This window comes from Paenibacillus sp. TAB_01 (genome assembly GCF_043945595.1).
Lineage (GTDB): Bacteria > Bacillota > Bacilli > Paenibacillales > NBRC-103111 > Paenibacillus_S.
Map to the genome: position 1 here is coordinate 2,655,150 of NZ_JBIFNP010000001.1, position 22,894 is coordinate 2,678,043.

General features: G+C 51.3%; 16 protein-coding genes and 5 pseudogenes. 19 read left to right on the forward strand and 2 right to left on the reverse strand.

The window, feature by feature from the left end:
• The first annotated feature begins 58 nt into the window (after window positions 1-58).
• The 6 genes and pseudogenes from ACHHV8_RS12885 to ACHHV8_RS12910 all read left to right on the forward strand — a co-directional run bounded on the left by ACHHV8_RS12885 (window position 59) and on the right by ACHHV8_RS12910 (window position 5,543).
• Window positions 59-1,042: an ABC transporter permease gene (locus ACHHV8_RS12885; protein ID WP_395158617.1), complete on the forward strand. Its 984-nt coding sequence runs from the start codon at window positions 59-61 to the stop codon at window positions 1,040-1,042.
• Window positions 1,043-1,052: 10 nt separating this feature from the next.
• Window positions 1,053-1,953 (forward strand): annotated as a pseudogene (locus tag ACHHV8_RS12890) (carbohydrate ABC transporter permease).
• A gap of 38 nt (window positions 1,954-1,991) precedes the next feature.
• Window positions 1,992-2,567, forward strand: coding sequence for a sulfatase-like hydrolase/transferase (locus tag ACHHV8_RS12895; RefSeq protein WP_395163491.1), 576 nt, complete (start codon window positions 1,992-1,994; stop codon window positions 2,565-2,567).
• Complete coding sequence (locus ACHHV8_RS12900) at window positions 2,503-2,955, forward strand: sulfatase-like hydrolase/transferase (protein ID WP_395163492.1); 453 nt, start codon at window positions 2,503-2,505, stop codon at window positions 2,953-2,955. The genes ACHHV8_RS12895 and ACHHV8_RS12900 overlap by 65 nt, the downstream gene beginning before the upstream one ends.
• Before the next feature lie 31 nt (window positions 2,956-2,986).
• The gene (locus tag ACHHV8_RS12905; RefSeq protein ID WP_395158618.1) at window positions 2,987-3,508 is read left to right on the forward strand and encodes a hypothetical protein; all 522 of its coding nucleotides are present in this window, start codon (window positions 2,987-2,989) and stop codon (window positions 3,506-3,508) included.
• 22 nt (window positions 3,509-3,530) lie between these two features.
• Window positions 3,531-5,543, forward strand: a complete 2,013-nt coding sequence (locus ACHHV8_RS12910; RefSeq protein ID WP_395158619.1) for an alpha-L-arabinofuranosidase C-terminal domain-containing protein — start codon at window positions 3,531-3,533, stop codon at window positions 5,541-5,543.
• Window positions 5,544-5,678: 135 nt separating this feature from the next.
• On the opposite strand, the gene ACHHV8_RS12915 is transcribed toward ACHHV8_RS12910, so the two are convergent.
• Entirely contained in the window at window positions 5,679-6,590 is a 912-nt protein-coding gene (locus ACHHV8_RS12915; RefSeq protein ID WP_395158620.1) for an ArsR/SmtB family transcription factor, read from the reverse strand.
• A 148-nt stretch (window positions 6,591-6,738) separates the two neighbouring features.
• Here ACHHV8_RS12915 and ACHHV8_RS12920 point away from each other — a divergent pair, with 148 nt between their 5' ends.
• From ACHHV8_RS12920 to ACHHV8_RS12970, 11 genes and pseudogenes are all read left to right on the forward strand, one after another.
• Window positions 6,739-8,508, forward strand: coding sequence for a glycoside hydrolase family 2 protein (locus ACHHV8_RS12920; RefSeq protein ID WP_395158621.1), 1,770 nt, complete (start codon window positions 6,739-6,741; stop codon window positions 8,506-8,508).
• Between the two features lie 46 nt (window positions 8,509-8,554).
• Window positions 8,555-9,448, forward strand: coding sequence for an MBL fold metallo-hydrolase (locus ACHHV8_RS12925; protein ID WP_395158622.1), 894 nt, complete (start codon window positions 8,555-8,557; stop codon window positions 9,446-9,448).
• Between the two features lie 454 nt (window positions 9,449-9,902).
• Window positions 9,903-10,832, forward strand: a pseudogene (locus tag ACHHV8_RS12930) (FAD-dependent monooxygenase).
• Between the two features lie 76 nt (window positions 10,833-10,908).
• Entirely contained in the window at window positions 10,909-11,394 is a 486-nt protein-coding gene (locus ACHHV8_RS12935; protein WP_395158623.1) for a MarR family transcriptional regulator, read from the forward strand.
• 179 nt (window positions 11,395-11,573) lie between these two features.
• Window positions 11,574-13,151: a sensor domain-containing diguanylate cyclase gene (locus ACHHV8_RS12940; protein ID WP_395158624.1), complete on the forward strand. Its 1,578-nt coding sequence runs from the start codon at window positions 11,574-11,576 to the stop codon at window positions 13,149-13,151.
• Window positions 13,152-13,382: 231 nt separating this feature from the next.
• A complete protein-coding gene (locus ACHHV8_RS12945; RefSeq protein WP_395158625.1) occupies window positions 13,383-14,108 on the forward strand; it encodes a PadR family transcriptional regulator in 726 nt (241 codons plus the stop codon).
• Between the two features lie 41 nt (window positions 14,109-14,149).
• A pseudogene (locus ACHHV8_RS12950) lies at window positions 14,150-15,905 on the forward strand (ABC transporter ATP-binding protein).
• Window positions 15,889-17,729: pseudogene (locus ACHHV8_RS12955) on the forward strand (ABC transporter ATP-binding protein). The pseudogenes ACHHV8_RS12950 and ACHHV8_RS12955 overlap by 17 nt, the downstream one beginning before the upstream one ends.
• Window positions 17,730-18,150: 421 nt before the next feature.
• Window positions 18,151-18,681, forward strand: coding sequence for a CcdC protein domain-containing protein (locus ACHHV8_RS12960; protein WP_395158626.1), 531 nt, complete (start codon window positions 18,151-18,153; stop codon window positions 18,679-18,681).
• Between the two features lie 31 nt (window positions 18,682-18,712).
• The gene (locus ACHHV8_RS12965) at window positions 18,713-19,075 is read left to right on the forward strand and encodes an ATP-binding protein (protein WP_395158627.1); all 363 of its coding nucleotides are present in this window, start codon (window positions 18,713-18,715) and stop codon (window positions 19,073-19,075) included.
• A gap of 203 nt (window positions 19,076-19,278) precedes the next feature.
• Window positions 19,279-20,713 (forward strand): annotated as a pseudogene (locus ACHHV8_RS12970) (DHA2 family efflux MFS transporter permease subunit).
• Between the two features lie 91 nt (window positions 20,714-20,804).
• Here the strand turns inward: ACHHV8_RS12970 and ACHHV8_RS12975 are convergent.
• Window positions 20,805-21,014, reverse strand: coding sequence for a cysteine hydrolase family protein (locus ACHHV8_RS12975; protein ID WP_395158628.1), 210 nt, complete (start codon window positions 21,012-21,014; stop codon window positions 20,805-20,807).
• A gap of 278 nt (window positions 21,015-21,292) precedes the next feature.
• Between ACHHV8_RS12975 and ACHHV8_RS12980 the strand changes: the two genes are divergently transcribed.
• Together ACHHV8_RS12980 and ACHHV8_RS12985 are read left to right on the forward strand one after the other, a co-directional pair.
• Window positions 21,293-22,699, forward strand: coding sequence for a methyl-accepting chemotaxis protein (locus ACHHV8_RS12980; RefSeq protein WP_395158629.1), 1,407 nt, complete (start codon window positions 21,293-21,295; stop codon window positions 22,697-22,699).
• Window positions 22,668-22,883: a hypothetical protein gene (locus tag ACHHV8_RS12985; RefSeq protein WP_395158630.1), complete on the forward strand. Its 216-nt coding sequence runs from the start codon at window positions 22,668-22,670 to the stop codon at window positions 22,881-22,883. The genes ACHHV8_RS12980 and ACHHV8_RS12985 overlap by 32 nt, the downstream gene beginning before the upstream one ends.
• Window positions 22,884-22,894: the final 11 nt, after the last annotated feature.

Genomic DNA, 22,894 nt, shown 5'->3' on the forward strand with positions numbered 1-22,894 from the left:
GGTACAAGGGGCGCTTGTACCCGCCGTAATTTTAACGCCATGCCTGGGGGTGACGACGATGCAAACGAAACTGAAACCGCCGGCTGCCGGTATAGCCGGGACAACGCTGTCACAGCGCGAACGCTTTCGGTCCGAACAGCGCCGGCTGTGCAGACGAATCCTCGTCCGGTATGACTTGTATCTCATGCTGCTAATTCCGGTCGCTTGGTATCTTATTTTCCAATATGGGCCGATGTACGGGGTTCAAATCGCTTTTAAAAACTTTCAGCCTGCCAAAGGAATTGTGGGAAGCCCGTGGGTGGGCGTCGATAACTTTGAACGGTTTTTCTCCTCTTATTATTTCGGAAGGCTGCTCTGGAACACCATTTCCATCAGCCTGTATTCCCTGCTTTTTTCTTTCCCTATCCCGATCCTGCTTGCATTGCTGATCAACGAAATCCGCAGTCAGAGCTTCAAGAAATGGCTGCAGAATGTAACGTATATTCCGCATTTTATTTCTGTCGTTGTAATTGTCGGCATGCTGCAGTTATTTCTTGGGGCGCAGACAGGATTTATCAATGTGCTCCTGCATGCGGCGGGGGCGGAGAAGATCGCTTTTCTGAACAGCGGCGAATGGTTCAAAACGGTGTTTATAGGGTCTAACATATGGCAGAACATGGGGTGGCAGTCGATTATTTATATCGCGGCCTTAAGCGGCATCAATCCGCAGCTGTACGAAGCCGCGAAAATGGATGGAGCCAGCCGATTCCACAGAATATGGCACGTTTCGATACCTGGGATTCTGCCCATCATCATTATTCTGCTTATCCTCGATGTCGGACACTTTATGAATATCGGCTTCGAGAAGATCCTTCTGATGCAAAATAATTTGAATAAGGATGCAAGCGACGTGATCCAAACGTTCATTTATACGAACGGAATTCTGAAAGGCGATTTCGGTTATACCTCTGCGATCGGTTTGTTTAATTCCGTTATTAATTTTGCCCTGCTTATTCTTATAAACCGGTTTGCCCGCAAGAAGGCGGAAACAAGCTTATGGTAGGAGGGAGAGCATGAACAACAAAGCCGCAGGCCGAATTTCCGACGGAAAATGGTTTGATGCGGGGATTTACGTAATTTCGGCCCTGATTCTCATTGTGGTTCTATATCCGCTGCTTTTTGTGCTAAGCGCCTCTTTCAGCGATCCCGTGAAGGTAATGAGCGGAGACATGTGGCTGCTGCCGAAGGGCTTTACTATGGAGGCGTACAAAGAAATTTTTAACTATAATGCCGTTTGGACCGGCTACAGGAACACACTGATTTATACGACGGCGGGCACTTTGCTTAACCTGCTGCTAACGACGCTTGCTGCTTATCCGCTCTCCAGAAAAGATTTGCCGGGACGAAATCTGCTTATGTTTCTCATTACGTTCACGATGTTTTTTAGCGGAGGGCTGATCCCGACCTACTTGGTCGTAAAAGGTCTTGCCTTGGTTAATACGATCTGGGCTTTAATCATTCCCAACGCTATTGCAACATACAATCTGATCGTTATGCGGACATACTTTCAGAACAGCATCCCCTGGGAGATTCAAGAAGCTTCCTTGATCGACGGGTGCTCCAATTTCCGGCTGCTGACCCATATTATTTTACCGCTGTCCAAGCCGATCCTTGCCGTCATGGTGCTTTATTATGCGGTAGGTCACTGGAACTCCTTCTTTAACGCGTTGATCTACTTGCGCAACCAAGAGCTGTACCCGCTTCAGCTGGTCCGTTAGAGAAATTCTGATCGTAAGCCAGAGCAATATTCTGGATCAAGCCGGCTCGACGTTCGGTATGGACGAAAAGCTGCTTTTGGCGGAAAGCATCAAGTATGCGCTTATCATTGTTGCAAGTGTCCCTGTGCTGATCATGTATCCGTTCGTGCAGCGTCATTTCGTCAAAGGAGTCATGATCGGCTCTTTAAAGGGATGACAGAATTGAATGCCGGGAGGTAGGTCCGATTGGACACTGTGAACAAACCGAATGTCATTGTAATTATGACGGACCAGCAGCGGGCAGACGTTTCCGCGAGGTATGGATTTCCGCTGGATACGACCCCCTTTCTGGATCGAATGGCCCGGCAGGGAATCTGGTTTGACAAGGCGTACACCGCTTCTCCTATCTGCGTGGCAGCCCGCTGCAGCATGCTGACGGGGCGCTACCCCGGCGCTCACCGGGTCAGGGAAAACGGGGGCAGCCGGCATGCCAATTATACGCAGGACGTATTCGATGTGATGAAGGGGCAGGGCTACGCCACAGCGCTTATCGGGAAAAACCATACGTATCTCACCGCTGACAGCCCTTCTCTCGATCATCATGTGCCATTGAATCACTTTGGGGATCCGGGCACCTTTCCGAGCGGAGCAGGAAGAAGCATTCGTTCATTGGCTGAGCCGGCGGTCTCAATGCAGCCTGGAAGCCGCACCTTTTCCGGTGGAATATCAAAATCCGGCCCGAGGGGTAACGGCGGCATTGGATTGGGTGGAATCGTTGAACGAAGCGGGGGAGCCCTTCTTCCTGTGGCTCAGCTTTCCCGAGCCTCATAACCCTTACCAGGCACCGGAGCCGTATTTCTCCATGTTCCCTCCGGAGCAGCTGCCCCCCTTGAGAGCTGCGGCAGAGGATGGGAACCGTAAAGGCTTCAAGTGGCAGTGGTGCCGCCGGCAGGGAGATTACTTCAATCCGGATTATGCTGCGGAAATTCCGCGTGTGCGCTCCAATTATTTCGGGATGCTGCGGTTGATTGACGACCAGATCCGCAGACTGGTCGAATCGCTGGAAACGGCGGGAAAGCTGGCGAACACGCTCCTTGTATTTTTGTCAGACCACGGAGATTTTACGGGAGAGTACGGCCTCATCAAAAAAGGCCCGGAGCTGCCGGACATTTTGCTCCGGATTCCGCTATTTTTTAACGGTTCAGGGGATCCTTCCTAACGCCAGGCCGCATCCAGCGCACGTCTCGATCGTGGACCTGCTGCCTACCCTTTGCGAAGCGGTCGGCGCGGACATTCCGGCCGGTGTTCAGGGACGGAGCTTGTGGCCGCTTCTGACGGGCCAAGAGTACCCCGAAGAAGAATTTGCCAGCGCGTACGGAGAGCACGGCTTCGGCGGATTGGAGTTTACGGAGGATGACGGGCTGGACATCAGGGCGTTCGACAGCTCCACGATAATAGACGGGGAGCGTATCGTCCGCTTCGACGAATTGAATACGGTCACACAGGCCGGGTTTATGCGGACGGTGCGCAGAGGCGACTGGAAATTGAACATGAGCATGCAGGGGAAGGGCGGGCTGTACCGCATAACCGACGATCCGCTGGAGCTCAACAATCTGTTCGGGAGTCCGCAAGCCAGGGAAGCGGAGCTGGAGCTGCTGAGGGAATTGGCTGTATGGATGATGCGAAGCGAAGATCCGCTCCCTTATCCCGGCAGCTACTCGTATAAAAGAGATCCGCGAAACTACGCGGCGCCTTACCGCGATAAGGAATAATTTTACTGGGAGGAACAGATGTATGGTTAGCAAAGCAAAGATCAGGATTGACGCTCAAAAAGCGCAGGCTGCGAAAATAAACCCTTATCTATTCGGTCATTTCGTCGAGGATATTCGCGATCATATGGATGCGATGCTTGCCTTTGTCTTGAAGGATATGGACTTCGAGGACGAGGCGGTGAACGGCGTATCCGCGGGCTGGTATCCGATCAATAACGGAAAAAATACGGAATTCGCTCTGGAGCCGGCGGCTCCGAAACATTCCGGTCACAGCCAAAAAATACGCATCTACAGCAGCGACCAATGCGAAGCCGGCATCGGTCAACGGATTTCGCTGCGCGGAGGTATGGAATACAAGGTTCGGCTCGTTGCGAGAGCCGCCATTGAGGTCAGACAGCTGGTCTGCGAGGTGATCGACCCGGCGAGCGGGGAACGGCTGTGCGCCGCACAGGTCGACTTGACCAGCCATAATTGGCGGGAATATTCTTTTTCCTTCATCCCGTCCCGTACGGCCGAGCGTGCAGAGTTCCGCTTGATCCTCTCCTCGGAGGGAGCGGTGTGGAAGGATTCTACGGCGACAGGTATTGTTTGGCTTGATCATGTCTCGATGCTTCCGGCCGATAGTGCGGGGATCGTTAAGAAAGAGGTTGTAGACATGACCCGGGATCTGAATGCCGGTATGATGCGCCTCGCAGGCAATTATATTAGCGCCTATCATTTTGAGCATGCGATCGGGCCCGAGCTGGAGCGACCGAATATGATCAACGAAGCATGGGGCGGCTGGACGAATAAATATTTCGGGACGGACGAATTTATCCGCTTCTGCCGGGATGTATCCAACGAGCCGCTTATTTGCGTCAACGCCGGCTCCGGTACGCCGGAAGAAGCGGTGCAGTGGATGGAATACTGCAATGGAAGCGAGGACACGGCTTATGGCGCACTGAGGGCGCAATATGGCCATGCAGAGCCGTACGGAGTCAAGTATTGGGAGATAGGCAATGAGATTTACGGTCCCTGGCAGGTGGGTCACTGCTCGGCGGAGGAGTTCGCCCATCGGTATATCCGCTTTGCCCAAGCGATGAGGCAGGCCGATCCGAATATCATCCTGATGGCCTGCGGGCACGTCGACCCGGAATGGAACCGGATTGTGCTGGATATTGCGGGCGAATATATGGATTATTTGACGCTGCATATTTACCACGGCTTCGGCACGGTCGGAATTACCCCCGATACGCCCAAAGAGCAGCGCTATAAGGCTATCGTCACCTATCCCGAGGTTACGCGGAAGGTCATTGAAACGACGGGCGAACAGATTCTAAGCAGTGAAAAGCACCGTCATGTCAAGCTGGCGGTTACCGAGTATACCACTATGTATTATCCGAATACCATTCGTAAAGGGCTCCCGATGGAGCATACGCTGGAGGCCGCCGTCGCTAATGCGGCAAATTGGAATGAATTTATCCGGCAAGCCGGCCTGATTGAGATTGGCAGCTATTCGGATTTGGTCAATGGCTGGCTGGGCGGATGCATTCGTGTGGGGGATCAATATGCGGATCAGTATCGCGGCAAGCTCACGGGCTGGAGCGGGAAGAGCCAGACGGTGTACGGGACGCCTACGTATCATTTGATGAAGCTGTATGCGAACCGCAGCATCGCCCATGTCGTGCACAGCGAAGCGGAATGCGCTGCCTTTACAGTAACGCCTGAGAGAAACCGTCATGGGGCAGATCTTCAGCACCTGCCTGTCCTGGATGTCGTCTCCTGCATAAACGAGGCGGAGGATACGTTGACGCTGTTTGCGGTGAACCGGGGGCTCGAGTCTGCCGAGACGGAAATCATGATCGATTCTTTCCCCCTGGAGTCGGATGTCAAAGTATGGGAAATTACTGGAGACGATTACGAAGCCATCAACTCGGTGTTTGAACCGGATCGTATTGCTGCACGGGAAAAAAGGACAACGGCACAGCAAGGCCGCTTGACCTTGAACTTAAATGCCCACTCTATCTATGCATTCGAGTTTAAGAAACGGAGATAAGAAGGCAGCGCTTAAAAGTAAAGTCTTACGTTGAAGCTTACCTGTACTTGACTTGTACAAAAAAGGACTCGCCTCGGCTGAGCTGTCGAAATTCGGCTTAGCGAGAGAGTCCTTTTTCTGTGCGGACCGGAAGGTTTATACAATAATGGTCACGCGAATATCCTGCGGATAATTGCCGAACCCCTTGCCGAAGAGACTGACGCCTCCGCAGTTCACAGCCGTCTCGGGACAAGCGATGCGAAAGCGAAGCTCCTGTCCGGCCTTGATGTTCAGCTGATGTATCGTAATGCCGGAAAATTGGATGCCGTCGATGAAAGTGCCTTCGCGAGTCACGGAAATCGTTTTGTGAAGCCCGTACTGGGTATCGTTCTCGTTCCACCATGACGGAGTATACAGACCCCGCTTGCTGCCGAAGTCTCCCGGGCAGGTCCAGGTAGCCACATCTATGTCATTGACGGAGAACGTAATATCCGACGGCCAATTTTCGTTATAATGAGGGGCCTCGGAGCAGATTTCGAGCGAGAACGTAATGCTTTCGGCTTCGGACTGACCGACCAGGTAATTAGGAATCCGATACTCCACAAAACCGCTGGCAAACCAAAGGTGCTCCGCTTTCGTATGCTCGGGGTCGTCGAAATACCGGGGATCGTCGATCATGCCGATCCGCTTCTCGGAGGATGCTAACCCGCAGGTGGGCCGAACCTCGTAACGGCTGTATTGTCCGACCGGCAGGTCTACCGTAAACCGGTTATGGTTGTTGGGCTTGTCCGCTTCGGCGGTTCGCAGCACCAGTACGAGCTGATCGATATTCAAGGAGCAGCGCTTCTGCGTCCCCCGTTTGCCAACCATATTCTCGGTGGAGACAATACCGGCCTCCTCGAGCTTTTGTATATGCTTTGTAATGATCGCTGAAGACAAGCCTAACGCTTCGGCCAGCTCGCCAATATTATAAGGGCTTACGTTTAACAGCTCGATCATGCGGACTCGAGTTTCGGAAGAGAAGCATTCCAGCACGTTCATATTCTTCGTGGTCACATCTATTTTCATCGCTAACACTCCTAACTGATTCGATTATATAACCTAACGGTTAAATAATCAACTTTTGTGTTGACATTATGCGGGAGGCTGTTTAATATCTTAATTAGGCAATGATGAAGTTAATTATAAAGTTAATGAAAAGAGGCGGAGTATTGACATGACTGAACAATTGTTACGGCCGGAGTATCCTAGACCGCAGCTCGTTAGAGAACCTTGGCTTAACTTAAACGGAGCTTGGGAATTCGAATTTGACGACGAGCGTATCGGTGACGGGGAACAATGGGGGCTGGGCGCCAAAGCTTTTACCAAGCAAATTCAAGTTCCTTTCGCTTACCAAAGTAAATTGAGCGGGATCGGCGAGACCGGCTTTCACGATTTGGTATGGTATAGACGAAGCTTTACCGTTCCGGCCGATTGGTCCGGCCAAAGCATCGTGCTTCATTTCGGGGCCGTGGATTATAAGGCTACCGTCTGGGTGAACGGGAGACAGGTAGCGTTCCATGAGGGAGGGCACACTCCGTTTCAAGCGGACATTACGTTTGCTCTTCAGCAGGGAGACAACGTGCTGGTGGTTCGCGCCGAGGATTACAGCCGTGATGTGACACTGCCGCGCGGTAAGCAGTATTGGAAAGCGGATTCCGCCTCCATCTTCTATACACGGACAACCGGCATTTGGCAGACGGTTTGGATGGAGCCGGTAAGCAAGCTGCATATTCAGAAGCTGAAATTCAAGCCGGATATCGATACGAATGAAATCCAGATCCGCACGTTCCTGAACCAGGCGCCTGCGGCTGGGAGCAAGGTAGAAGCGCGCATCGATATTCGTTTTAAAGACGAATATTCGGCCAGCACGACGATCAGTCTCCAGCACGCGCAAGAATCGAGAACGATAGGGCTGCATGATTTCAACGATCATGGGCTGGGCCGCTGGTGGTCGCCGAACAAGCCTAATTTGTATGATGTAACCGTTACCTTGTTCGTAGACGGGCAGCAGACCGATGCCGTTGAAAGCTATTTCGGCATGCGCAAAATTTCCGTCGAAGCAGGCAAGGTTATGCTGAACAACCGTGTCTTTTTCATGCGGCTGGTGCTGGATCAAGGCTACTTCCCTGATGGCATTCTGACGGCCCCAAGCGACGAAGCACTGAAGCAGGACATTGTGCTGGCGAAGGAGATGGGCTTTAACGGCGCGCGCAAGCATCAGAAGATTGAAGACCCGCGGTTCTTGTACTGGGCGGATAAGCTCGGCTACCTGGTATGGGGAGAAATGGCGAACGCTTATCAGTACTCCGAGGAATACGTGCGCAAGGTGACAGCGGAATGGCAGGAAGCTGTTGAGCGGGATTACAACCATCCTTCCCTTGTGGTGTGGGTGCCGATTAACGAAAGCTGGGGCGTTCCGAACATCCTGGTCGACCGCCGCCAGCAGCAGCATGCGCTTGCGATGTACCATATGACCAAGTCGCTGGACGATACCCGATTGGTCATCTCCAATGACGGTTGGGAGAATATGAGCACGGATCTCGTTACGATTCACGACTATGAATGGAGACGCGAGGATCTGGAAGAACGGTATGCTACCTTGGAGAAAACGTTAGGTCCGAAGCCGCATCGCCGCGAGGTGCTGGTTGGCGGTACTCCATACGAGGGTCAGCCTATATTGGTGACTGAATTCGGAGGTATTGCTTATAAGAAGAGCGACTGGGAAGGCTGGGGCTATTCCGGCGCCGAGAACGAAGAGGACTTCCTGAAAAAGCTCGCGGATGTCGTGGAGCCGTTCCTGCAGTCGCCTCATGTTCAGGGCATATGCTACACCCAGCTGACCGACGTGGAGCAGGAAATTAACGGGCTGCTGACGTATGACCGGGTGCCTAAGGCGCCACTGGAGAAGATCAAGGAAATTTTCGGCGGCAGAGTGAAATATTAAACCTCTGCTTTGCAGAGTCTTATCATCATAAGGGGGAGGAAGCGAAGTGAAGCCTGAGCAGCCGTATCCGGCTCGTACGCCCAAAAGGCTGATGGACGAAATAAGCATGATTTCTCCTCCTTCCGGCTGCGCTGCCGTCTGGTTTTTCGGACAAGAGAGCGTTGTGCTGAAGGGGCGGCAAACGATCATCCACATCGACCCGTTTCATTCCGATTTCTTGGACCATACGCAAGGCGTGAAGCGGGTGTATCCTTCATTGCTGAGGCCTGAGGATATCACCTTGGCTGACCTATGCCTCATTACCCATGAGCATGAGGATCATTTGGACCCGTGGACGTTAAAAGCCATAGCCTCGCAATGCCCGCAGACCACGTTTATGGCACCGGCTTTTTGCCGGCCGATCCTGGAGAGCGAGTGCGGAATTGATTCCGGGCGCATTATCGATGCGCTTACGGGACAATGGATCGAGCTGGAAGGAGCGGGCGGGGATCAGGTCCGAATCCAACCGGTGCCGGCGGCCCATGAAGTCTTGGAGACGACCGGAAGCGACCGGAAGCATCGATATGTCGGCTATTTGATCGAGATGAACGGCGTCAAGCTTTATCATGCCGGCGATACAGTCATTTATCCGGGATTGTCGGAATTTCTTCTGGCGGAGCAAATCGATTTGGGTATGCTCCCGATCAACGGAAGAGATTACTACAGAGGAAGCCGGGGACTGATCGGGAATATGAACTACCGGGAAGCTGCGGAGCTGGCGGTCGGCGCCCGGATGGACACGGTTATTCCGCTGCATTATGATGTGTTCTCCGGCAATAGCGAGAAGCCGGGCTACTTCCTGCAGGAGCTGTATGAGCATACGCCGGAGCAGAAGTGCCATGTCATGGCAAGAGGGGAACGGTTCATGTACGTTTCTCCCGGAGCTTTTTTCCGTAATTAAGAAATAAAAAAAGCAGCACCGATTGCTCCGTTTCACATGCTGTGCAAGACGCCTCCAACCCTGTATAAGTGGGGTGGAGGCGTTTTTCGTATGAACAGGTCAAACAGAGATTACGGGTTGGCCTTTTTGGCAGGCTGTCTGCGGGAACTAAAAAATCAGTAGCCGGTTTTTGAGGCAGTGCCTGTTCTTGATAACCGTAAGCACTGCTAAGTATTGCCGCATAGGATGTTTGCAGCACACGGTTCGTTTGAATGTTTTGTTAGAAACAATTTTCAAGAAGGGATTGTTGACGATATAATCATGTGATATTATAATTTTGTTTCGAACAAAACAAAATTACGGAAATATTGTTTTGTGCGAAACAAAAATGATACAGAAGTCCGCGCTTGGATTCCATACAGGATGGATGGAAGCTTCGTTGTTCTATCCGTAACCATTAAAGGAGGAAGGTCAAATGAATTACGATGTTATCGTCGTTGGCGGTGAACCGGTAGGCATGACGCTGGCCGGAGAATTAGCTCTAGCCGGTGTCCGTGTCTGCGTATTGGAACGATTGGAGCATACGACGCCTTTCACGGGCGCTGAGTATACATCCGCGCACGCTGGAGATTCTGGACTTGCGCGGCTTGAAGCAGGAATTGCTAAACATAGGGAAGCCGATTCCTACCGGACATTATGCCGGATTGGAAACGCGCCTGGACTTCAGTGTCGTTGATTCCTCGTCCAATTATTCATTGTTCATCGCCCAGTCGGAAACGGAAAAAATACTGGAGCATAGGGCCGAAAGAGAGGAATTGCGCGCCGGTATGATCCGCGTGCTGGGGACCGATTATGGCATATCGAATCCATATTGGTTAACGCGTTTTGGCAATGCCACGCGGCAGGCCGAGCGCTACAGGTCAGGAAGAATTTTTCTTGCGGGGGATGCGGCACATATTCATTTTCCAGCAGGCGGCCAAGGGATGAACGTAGGCTTGCAGGAAGCAATGAACCTTGGCTGGAAGCTTGCCGCCGAGCTGAAAGGATGGGCGCCGCCCACGCTGCTGGACAGCTATCATGAGGAAAGGCATCCTGCCGCTTGGCGGAGATCCTGCTTCGCTCCAACGACGGAGAGCTGTACAGCAGCTACGAGCTTTTCCGCGAAGGGAAATATATTTTGCTGCAACTTGCTTCGGACGAGCGGTTTCTTCAGGCAATGAACCCACTCTCAATTCAGCATATTCGATTGGTTCATTCGTCGCTTGCAGGGGCTTATCCAGGGTGGGAGGATGTGCATACCGTATTGATTCGGCCGGACGGCTACATCACCTGGGCCGTTTCCGTGAATGAGTCGAATGATTTGGATCGAATCAAGCAGGGGATCGAGCAGTCGTATCGCAAATAAAAAGGCCGATGCGAACTGTTTTTTCCAAAACCGTCGTGTATAATTGGAAAGGAGAGAGGTAAAGAGGAGAAAGAGCATGCAAACAACGGAGCTTTCCAAGCAGTGGATATTCAAAAATTTCATTCAGCTTGTCAGCCAGCAGGAGGTAAGAGAGAGCAAGTTTGCAATCCGGGTACGCGAGGAAATGCAGAACCTGGAAGCGCAATTTGGAGAGAACATAGATCTTACTTTGTCTGAAATTCATTTAATTGCATGCATTGGGGACTTTTCGCCGATTAATGTCACTTCCATTTCCGAAAAAACGGGTTTAACCAAAGGCTCGATTACGCGAATCAGTAAAAGGCTGCTGCAGCTTAAATTAATAAAAAGACAGCAGATCAATGATAACAAGAAGGAAGTTTATTATAGCCTGACCCCGAACGGCCACAAAGTGCATAAGATTCATAACCGCTTACACCATGAAGTCGAGGAGCGATTTATGAGGTTTCTGGATAAGTATACGACAGAGCAGCTGGCTTTTGCCCGAACGCTCATGCAGGATTTGGCGGAGTGGGATTATTAAACAAGGAAGCATCTTCTTAAACGAAGGTGCTTTTTTGATTTGATGGGCAAGAACGGCCGGGACACACCGTAAAAAAGAGCTGCTAAAATATTTTTGCAGGCTCGCTTCATAAAACAAGGAAAACCGCGAAAAATGTCGAATTGAAATGGATTCGGATTGTAACGGGGTGTCGCATGTGTATGAATAATAGTAACAAAAAGAAAATAAGCTTAACCGTACTCTTAACGGGACTGGTAGCTATCGCTGTCACTCTAACCATAGGGATCACTTTATTTACTTCCTACCAATCTGAAAAGCTTACTTTAATAGACACCACCTTAACCATGAATTATTCGAATGCCGAGGATATCAGCGTTACCATTGATTCTTTATTTAAATCGATGAGGAAAACGCTTCAATCTACCTCCATGTACTTTACCAAACATATGGACGACCCCGAGCAGCTTCAGGAATATTTGGATTTATCCCGTAGAAGCAGCGGTTATTTCAACTCTATTTTTAGGATTGATGAAAACGGAGAGCTTCTGGAGCTTTCTCCGCAATCAATTCAAATGACAGGCCAATTTCTTAGTTCCGATGCGATTAAGGACGCTCTGACGACGCATAGCCCCTCTATTTCTCCTCCTTATATTGCAGCGACCGGGAGACTGATTCTTTTAATGAGCGAGCCCGTTTACGATAGTCATAATGTATATAGAGGACTTATTGGCGGCGTCATTTACCTGCAAGAGGACAATGTGTTAAATTCCATTCTCAGGAATAATAAGGTGGACGGCTTAGGCTCCTATTATTATGTAGTCGGTCCCACGGGCCGATTGCTGTACCATCCCGATAAAAGCCGGCTCGGAGATGATGCCAGCTCCAACAGAGTGATCGACAAGCTCATCCATTCCAAAAACGGAAAAGAAATCGTCGTCAATACGAAAGGGATCGTGAATTTGGCGGGCTATGTGGTTGTCCCGGATATTGGGTGGGGGGTCGTGTCACAAACGCCTATCACGACGGTCTACCAGGAGCTGAATCAGCATATAAGCAAGCTTGTCCTTTATACGCTGCCTCCCGCGCTCTTGTTGATGGTACTGGCTATCGTTCTGGCCCGAAAATTGGCGAAGCCTTTCGTTTCGCTGTCCAATGTGGTTGATTTATTTAGCAAAAGCGGGAAGATGGCTCCGCTGCACAGCGGAAACCATTGGAACAGGGAAGCGGATATTTTAACCAAAACGATCATGACAGCCATTCATAAGATGAAGGAACAAACCGAACAATTGTCCGAAGCGGCATTGACCGATTCGCTTACCGGTTTGAAAAATCGCAGAGCCATGGAGTCTGTTATGCAAAAATGGATTCATGACGGCGTAAAATATGCAATCATCCTTCTGGATATTGATCATTTCAAAGCGGTGAATGACACGCATGGACATCAGATCGGCGACGAAGTGATCCATCATGTCGTCCGAGTCATGATCTCATCCGCCTGCGACCGCGATATTTGCTGCCGGCTCGGAGGGGAGGAATTCGTCGTTCTCTTGCCGGAAATGAGTGCCGGGGAAGCATTCACCATTGCGGAACGTATTCGAACAACGTTAGAAAATACGGTCAGCCCTACAGGCAAGCAGGTTACGGCCTCGATGGGAATATCCGAGAGTGTTTCCCCAACCGATTCACCCTCGTACTTACTGCATCTTGCAGACCTCTCTCTGTACGAAGCAAAGAAAGCCGGGAGGAATAAAACGATGGTTTCGCGGCAAGCGCAATAGCTTGAACGGAGCCGCCGGTGCCGGGATAAAAAAATCGTTTCCTGCGGAACGAGGCAGGTTGCGGCGAAGGTATGCGAAGAAAAGAAGATCTGAATGAAGCTGCGTGCAGAACGCGGCTTTTTCGTATTATTAGGCTAGCTGGAAATATAAAGAAAGAATTGAACAGTCGCTATTGACTCAATACGATATATCGTATTATTATGTTGTTGTAACGATATATCGTATTGGAGGATGATTCGATTGAAATTTAACCATTACCGGAAGAGCTATCAAGGATGGCGGCGGTTTAGCGGTAAGGATGAAGGCTTTCTGGAACTATTCTCGCGGCATCATCGCGGCGGTTCGCGAGAAGGCTTTGGCGGACGGGGAGAAGGAAAACGCCGGTTTTTCGAGCGGGGGGAATTTAAATTTGCTCTTCTTGAGCTTCTCGCTACCGGACCTATGCACGGTTACCAGCTGATTAAAGCGATGGAAGAGAAGACAGGCGGATTGTATACTCCAAGCGCCGGTTCGGTTTATCCCAACCTGCAGCTGCTCGAGGAGCTGAACCTGATCGGGTTTAGTGAAGAAGACGGCAAGAAGCTCTACCACATTACGGATGAGGGGAAGGAGCATCTGCGCCAAAGAGAAAAAGCGGACCCGGAACGATCGGAGAATCGGTGGGAGCGCCGCGGCCGGCATGGACAATCCGGGAGGCACGGCAAGCACGAATTACGCGAGTTCATGAAGGAGTGGTCCGAACTCATTTATTTGATGGCGGGATCGGCCAAAGCGGCGCAGGAGAATCCTTCTTCCAGGCAGGCCAAAGAGTTCCAGGAGCTCATGACCAAGCTTCAGGACGATCTGAAGAAAATAGGGGATTCGACTTCGGCTCCGGCTTCCGCTGCTGCAGATGAATCCGTTACGCCGCCGCTCAAGGAGAATCCTTTAACGGAAGACCAGAGGGCTGGCGAATAAGTGCCGACATTTAATAACCCGGGCAGAGGAAGTGATGGTTTTTGAAGTCGAGCGGCATATTGAAACCATTTGTGGGAGAGTCTTGGCGCATCTATGTCTCGTCCTTCGTATTCCATACGGCCGCCAGTATCGTGTTTGCTTGCTTTCCGATGGTGCTCGGCCATTTCACCGGACCGGCTGCAGGCCGGTGAACTGACGGAGCACGATATCGTTCGATACAGTCTGCTGCTGCTGGCGATCGGGGCGGGCAACGTGCTTATCGGCGGATATGGTCATTATCTGATTATGTATGTCGGCAGACGGTTCGAATACGTGACCCGCCGCAGGCTGTTTACGCATTTCTCGGGGCTGAGCGAGCATTTCTATTCACGCAACGGCGTGGGGAAGATGCTGAGCTACTTCATGAACGACGTTACCGGAGTCAGGGAGTCCATCTCAATGGGCGTGAACCAGACGATGGCGGCAGCCCTGCTCTTGTTTTCCTGCATAGGCGCGATGATCCTGAGCGGGATTTCGCTCTATCTTATCGCAGCTTCTATCGTGCCTCTGTTTCTGATTCCCTGGATTGTGACACGCTTCGGTCCGGTCATTCGCAAACGGTCGCTGAAAGTCCAGGAGGCGCTGGGAGCCATGACGGAAACGGCTGAGGAGCAGTTCGGCGGCATACGGGTTACGAAAAAATTCGCCGTCGAGCCTATTATGGTCGAGCGGTTCGGTTCTTACGTCGACCGAATCCGCGACCATCAGCTGTCGCTTGTCCGCATATCCTCGATTTTCCAAGCGCTGGTGCCTTTTCTCGGGGCTATGTCCCTGGTCGTTTCACTGGCGCTCGGCGGTTACTTGACCGTTAATGGAACGATCACGCTGGGCAATTTCGTGGCACTAACGCTGTACATCCGCATGCTGATGAACCCGCTGCAGCTGATCGGCAACGTGATCAATACCGTGCAGCGTTCGCGGGCGTCCTTGCAGCGCCTGAACGAATTGATTGCAGTCCCGCCGGATATTGTAGAAGCCGAGCATGCAGTAAGTATCGAGCCTGAGCAGGCTGCAGTTCACATACAAGGGCTCACCTTTACCTATCCGGAGGCGCCTCAGCCTGCACTGCGGGATATTGACCTGTTCATCAAGCCCGGCGCGACGATCGGCATCGTCGGACGAACCGGAAGCGGCAAGACGACGCTGGTTAAGCTGCTGCTTCGTACATATGAACCTCCCGAAGGGGCGATTCGCATCGGCGGGACGGATATCCGCGGTCTGACGCTGGAGAGCTTGCGCAGCCAAATGGCCTATGTGCCGCAGGACGGCTTCCTGTTCAGCACAACGATTCGCGAGAATATCGCTTTCTCCAGCCGGGGAGCCGGCCAGGAAACGATCGAGACCGCTGCCAGACAGGCGCGGATCTACGATAATATCGCCGCCTTCCCTGACCGTTTCGAGACGAAGCTGGGGGAGAGAGGCATTACGCTGTCCGGAGGACAGCGGCAGCGAACGAGCTTGGCGCGCGGTCTCATGAAGCAAGCGCCGCTGCTGATCCTGGACGACAGCGTCAGCGCTGTCGACGCGGTTACCGAGAACGAGATACTCCAGACCATTCAGGAGGAGCGGCGCGGCAAGACCACGATCATCATCGCGCACCGGATCAGTGCCCTGAAGCACGCGGATCTTATCGTCGTCATGGAGGGCGGACGAATCCTACAGCGCGGTAAGCATGAGGAGCTGCTCGCCGAACCGGGGCTGTATGCTACGCTCCATTCGATTCAAGAGGAGGGAAGTCGGGATGCGCCAGACCATTAACAACTGGCAGATGGATCAGAAAACGGATACCGGCAAGCAGCCGAAGCCCCGGTATCGGTCCGCCTTCCGAATCCTTGGCTCCTATGCTCGAACACACCGCATCACCTTTGCCTTGGCTGCGGTTTGCACCGTTATCACCGTCGCGGCCGAGCTGTTCCAGCCTTATTTGGTCAAAATCGCGATCGATGACCATCTGATGGCAGGAAATAACGAATATGGCAGTTTAATTACGATATGCCTTATTTATTGTGGACTGTCGTTATCCGGCTTGATATTCACTTACCTGCAGAACAATTTACTGCAGTTTGCCGGACAGAGCATTGTCGCCAAAATACGCAAGCAGCTGTTCGAGCATATAATGAAGCTCTCGATGTCTTATTTCGATAAGACCACGAGCGGCAGCCTGATAACGCATGTCTCCAGCGATACCGAGGCGCTGAATCAGTTTTTTAACCAAGTACTGCTGACACTGCTTCGCGATGGTCTTACTGTAATCTTCATTCTCGTCATGATGTTTCAGCTCGACGTTACGCTTGGTACCTATTGCTTAGTACTGCTGCCGCTGATTGCGTTTATCGCGATTGCTTTCCGTTCCTATATGCGCATTACATACCAGATGGCCCGCACGCGGCTTTCCCGTCTTGTGGCATTTGTGGCCGAGAATCTGTCTGGGATGAACCTCATTCAAGTGTTCCAGCAGCAGAAGGCGCAGGCGGAGCAGTTCAAAGAACGGAATGACGCCTATTTCAAGGCTAACATTCGCGAAATTCGTACCGTCGTTCTCTTCAGCCGTTCGTTCGATTTGCTGAGCAACCTTATGATTGCGCTCATCGTATCGGACCGGCGGCAGAGCGGTGCTCGACCACGCCCTTGCATTTGGTGTTCTATATGCGTTCATTACGTATATTAGACAGTTTTTCCAGCCCATTAACGCTATCACGCAGCAGTGGAATATGCTGCAGTCCGCTACCGTCGCAGTCAATCGAATCTGGAGCGTCTTCGATACCCGTCCCGAAATCGATGAACCGTCCGGCGGCGCACCGGGTCGATCGGTATTCGGTGCAGGGGAATATCGATTTCAATCAGATTACCTTCGGTTATGAAAAGGGATCGCCGGTCATTCGAGATCTTGACCTTCATATCCGTTCAGGCGAAATGATCGGGATAGTCGGCACCACCGGTGCAGGCAAAAGCTCGCTTATTAGCCTGCTGTGCCGGTTCTATGATGTGCAGGAAGGCGGCATCCTCATTGACGGCACAGATATCCGCGATATTCCGCAGGCCCAATTACACCGGATCGTCGGTCTCGTCCAGCAGGAGCCTTACCTGTATGCAGGAAGCATTCTCGATAATATCCGGATGTTCGACGAGACGATTTCCCGCGATGCGGTCATCCAGGCGTGCGAATTCGTTGGCGCCGATCCGCTGATCCGGCGTATGAATGACGGCTACGATACGAGGCTGTCCGAGAGAGGCAGCGGATTGTCCGCAGGGGAGCGTCAGCTTTTATCCTTCGCGCGCATTATCGTCTTCCGCCCGCGGATTCTGATTCTGGATGAGGCTACCGCCAATCTGGACTCTCAGACAGAGCAGCTGATTCAGCAGGCGCTGCAGGTGGTATCCCAGGGGCGGACGACGATCGTTATCGCGCATCGGTTATCCACGATCATGCAGGCAGACCGGATACTGGTTATGCGCCAGGGCGCAATTGTCGAAGAAGGAACGCACCAGGAGCTGCTTCAGCGTCAGGGCTGCTATGAGGAATTGTTCCGTCATTCCCAAGGAAAGATGAAGCGGAGCGGGGCGCAAGCGATCCCGGGCTAACCGGCGGCTCGGGGTTGTTGATTCGCTGGGAACTCGCTGAGGATGGTTCAGCGCGCGCCTATCTCAGGCACGCGTTGCGGCGCTGCGCGGCGGTCAGTCGGATTGGAGAAGCTCGGAGTATAAAGCTAGCGCGGTAAAGGGGCAGCTCCTGTAGGAAGTTACGGATAAAAAATTTACAATCGGAGAACGTATAGATGAGCCGCCGGCTTGAGGCTTCAACATGGCGCTTGATAACGATCATTGATAGGCTCTATTCCTTCTTTCTGTTAGGGTCAAAACTTGACTGCTCCTATTCGAAGGGTCTCTATCTGGAGATAGAGGCTTTTTTTGAATTTCTATCTTTAGCTAGTCGAAACACTACGGCATTACTCGCTAAGATAGGTGCAGGATCGTTTTGAAATTCAAAAGGAGTGGAGCAAACATGAATATATCGTTTAATAATATCCTTATCATAGCTCTTGTTGCTTTAATTATGATCCGGTGGATTCGAGGGAATGTAGGATGGCAGCAGCTGCGGCCGGGCAAAATCGTACTCAAGATGATAACATTCCTGATCGTCGGCTTAGCCTTTTTTGCACTGGGCATTTTTCACCCGGCCAGCTTGATCTCCAATCTGGCGGGAATCGTTATTGGCGTCATTCTTGCAAATTATGGACTTGCCAAGACGGACTTCGAGCAGCGAGATCGAAGCTGGCACTTTCGTCCGAATACCTGGATCGGGACCGGCGTCATGATTCTTTTCTTCCTGCGCGTTATTTCCCGGGCGTATACATTTTACGCTAACGGCGGATTGAATACTGTGCAGACAGCATCAGGCCATGATTTCTACAGTATCGGCTCGACTATCGGAATGTCGTGGACTTCCGGCTTGACGTTAATCACATTTACCTATTACGTTGTTTATTATGTCAAAGTTTTGCTGAAGCAGCGGCAGGGACGAATCAGAGAATAAACAACCGTTCTTAAAGTTAGGGATGATAAAGGTGTCGCTTCAAAATAACAACAGCCGGTCCAGCCTAAGAAAAATAATGAGTGTGGTTATCCTCCTGCTGCTCATGTATATGAATCAATTATTTACAGGCCCCACACCCAAAGCCGTTTTAAGCCTATGGATTTGGTGCTCGTATTCCATCATCTTGTTTATCCCCAAACGGTTATGGACCCAGCCTCGTTTAATCCTTGCTTTTATTACAATCATAGCGCTGGAATCGCATCAGCAGATAAAGGAAGGCTTTGGTTTAAGCGTGATGAAGGCGAGACTGGAAGAGCGTGGCGGGGAGCTCCGCTATGCCATTGCCGAACCGAACGGTTTCGAAATTGTAGCGGAGATCGGGATGGAAATGTGATATAGTTAGGGTCTGTATGATCAATTGGATACGCTAGAGAGGAAGCTGGGAGGCGGGATTGCCTAGGCGTATGTTCTTGTATTTACAAATAATTTAGCTCCCGAGTATTGACAGGAATAACTGTAAATATTATTGTAACAGATAGCGAACGAATATAGTGTCGCATATAAAGAGTTTTTCGGGAGAGGGAAGGGGAATCGTGAATGAAGCAATACAATACGCGAGCCATTATGGCATCGCTGCTTATCTGCGGCTTTATCGGTATGTTCAGCGAGACAGCGCTCAACATTGCGATCAGTAATTTAATGGACGTGTTCGGCATTTCGGCTGCGACCGCGCAATGGTTAACGACAGGCTTTCTGCTGACGCTCGGCATTCTCATGCCGATGACCGGGCTGCTCCTTCAATGGTTTACGACGAGACAGCTGTTCATCATCTCACTTACGAGCTCCATCATCGGCACATTGATCGCGGCGCTCGCACTCAATTTCGAAATGCTGATGGTTGCCCGGGTCCTGCAAGCGGCCGGCATGGGCCTGTTAATACCGCTCATGTTCAATACGATCCTTGTGGTCTATCCGCCGGAGAAACGCGGAGCCGCAATGGGCTTCGTCGGTCTCGTCATTATGTTTGCGCCGGCAACGGGCCCTACCGTGGCAGGGCTTTTGATCGAATATTTTACATGGCATTATATTTTCTGGCTGTCGCTGCCGTTTCTAATCATAGGTCTGCTGGTAGGACTCAAGTATTTGGAAAATGTGACGGAGCTGACGAAGCCGCGCATCGATCTGTTATCCGTCATATTGTCGACGATCGGTTTCGGCGGGGTTGTCTTCGGCTTCAGTAAAGCGGGCGAAGGCGAAGGCGGCTGGACCAGCGCAGTCGTCATTGCTTCGATCCTTATCGGGCTGGCGGGACTCGCCTTGTTCGTACTGAGACAAATCTTTATGCGGGAACCGATGATGAATTTGCGCGTCTTCAAGTACCCGATGTTTATCGTAGGTCTGCTGATGGTCCATCTCCTGTATGATGATCATCTTGTCGAGCATGATTATTTTGCCGATGTATCTGCAGAACGGGATGAAGCTGTCCGCTTTCGCTGCAGGACTCATGCTGCTGCCGGGCAGCGCGCTGAATGGAATTCTGTCCCCCAAAATGGGGCGCTTATTTGATAAGTACGGGCCCAAATGGCTCGTCATTATCGGCCTGTTCATCGTCGCGTCTACGCTGTGGTTCTTCTCCGGCATCACGCTGGCGTCTTCCATCGCTTTCATTGTCGCCCTGCATATTGGTCTCATGGTCGGTATTTCGATGGTTTGGATGCCTGCGCAGACGAACGGCTTGAACCAGCTGCCGCCGGAGCTGTATCCGCATGGCACGGCGGTGATGAACACGCTGCAGCAGGTTGCAGGCGCAATCGGTACGGCAGTAGCGATCAGCATTCTGACCAAAGGCGTGGAGAGCTATCTGCATGCTTCTCCCGCACCGAACGAGCTGACCGAAGTGGCCAAGGCCATGACATTCGGCTCGCAAAATGTGTTCTTCTTCGCAATGATCGTCACCATTATCGGTCTGGCGATCGCATTCTTTATCCGCCGTGTTATTGTCACTCGCGCGGAAATGAATCCGATGCATTAATAATCCCGGAAGGGGGCCTTAGGGCCCTCTTTTTTTGCCTTCTTTTAAATGCCCGCTTCCCGTTGGCACGGAGGACGGCCTCGCCTCATTTTTATATAACACCGATATTTCTTAGTTCTTGGAAGCCTTGATCGTACAGTTGCGACATGGCGTCCTCGACGACTGCAATCCGGAAATCCCGATCGCTCGCCTCGTATATGGATGTTCTCGGACAGTTCGGAAAATTGCAGCCTGTAAACACGACCGTATCGATGCTTTGACTGCGCAGAAACCGTTCCAGCTTTGTACAAACGAACGACATGGATAATCGGGTAAACCCGCTGCCCGGTAAGCATTCAGTATCTTATTCATGTTCTGCAGCACACCGGAAGTTCCTTTAATTTCGGCCGGATCGCCGGGCAGCGTAAAATCGTTCTGCATATCAATCGAAATATTTGTCGAATTATGAAGGTTATTATCGAATTAAGTCGAATACTTCTACGATTGCATGGATTCTTTTGGAAGGGAGGAGCCATTGAAGAAGCGGTATGAGTCTACAAGTCTGTGAGAAATGAATGTCATCCAGGGGGAACGAATCGAATGAAATGGTTTAATAATCTGAAAGTATCCGTCAAAATAATTTCGTCTTTCTTAGTTATTTCTTTTATTCTGGCGGCAGTAGGAATTTACTCCATCCAAAACTTGCACACGGTGGAAAACAATATGGAGCAAATGTACGGAAATAATCTGATATCTGTACGGGATCTGTCCGCAGCTCAAATTAATTATGAGAAGCTGAAGGTTCGGCTGCGGGATATGAGCTTGGCACCGACCAAAGAAGAAAAAGACAAGTATGCTCAAGAGGTTCCAGCTTTAAGAAAAGAGATGCTCGATAAAATAGCCTCTTATCAAAATACGACGCTTACAAAGCCGGAACAGGACCAAATCGACATGTTTGAGAAGTCGTATCCCGTTTACGAAAAGCTGTTTGACACAGCGATCCAATTGTCTTACCAGCAAGACCCATCGGAATTCGTCAAGTTTAAAGACGGCCAGTTGACCAAAGAGGAGAGCAAGGTAAGGGATAGTCTGGTCAATCTGATTAGTATTAATGTAAAGCTGGCAGAGGCGACAAAGGCAGCTTCACTTGAAGCTTACAATTCGTCACGCACGATTACTATTACTGTCGTCCTAATTGCTTTTCTGTTCAGTATCGGTATGGGGTACGGGATTGCCCGCTCCATCTCCCAGCCTCTCAATAAAATGGTTTCCTTGGTCTCCCGGGTAGCCGGAGGGGACCTTAGCGAACGGTCGGATATTGAAAGTAAGGATGAGGTTGGCCAGTTATCCGTTTCCTTGAACCAGATGGTGGACCATTTAAAAGGGATGATCGGCGGCGTCATTCAATCATCGCAAAGCGTTGCCGCCGCATCGGAGCAAATCTCGGCAAGTACACAGGAAATTGCGGGCAGCAGCTCCAGCCAAGCCCAGTCGGCCCACTCCATTACAGAGCTGTTCAAGGAGCTCTCCTTGGCAATCGATTCCGTTGCGCGCAGTGCAGAGCAGGCTGCCGAGCTTTCCGACGCCACGGTGCAGACAGCCAGAGAAGGCGGAAGTGTAGTGGAGGCTTCGATAACAGGCATGCAGCAGGTGAACGTTTCGATGTCCCGTCTGGAAGAAGACTCGCTTAAAATCGGGGACATCATCGAAGTCATTGATGACATTGCGGATCAGACTAATTTGCTCGCGCTAAATGCGGCGATCGAAGCGGCGAGGGCAGGAGATCAGGGCAGAGGATTCGCTGTCGTCGCTGATGAGGTTCGGAAATTAGCTGAAAGAAGCAGCCAGGCGACCAAAGAGATTACTTTAATCATTAAAGTGATGCAGCAGAATACAAAACAAAGCGTGGCGGCCGTGACGGAAAGCGTCGCCCAGTCCGCACGGAACCGGAGAGGCATTCGGCAAAATCGCTCATATGGTCAGCGAATCCTCGCAAAAGGTGAATGAAATTGCCGCTGCTTGCGAAGAAGAGGCTGCTCAAGCTTCCGGAGTCATGCAGTCGGTAGAAACGATTGCCGCAGCAAGCGTAGAGGCAGCTGCGGCAGCGGAAGAGACGGCAGCTATAAGTCAGTCCTTGGCGCTGCTGGCCGATGAATTAAATACATCCATTGCTACCTTCAAAGTTAACTAACACGATGCGGA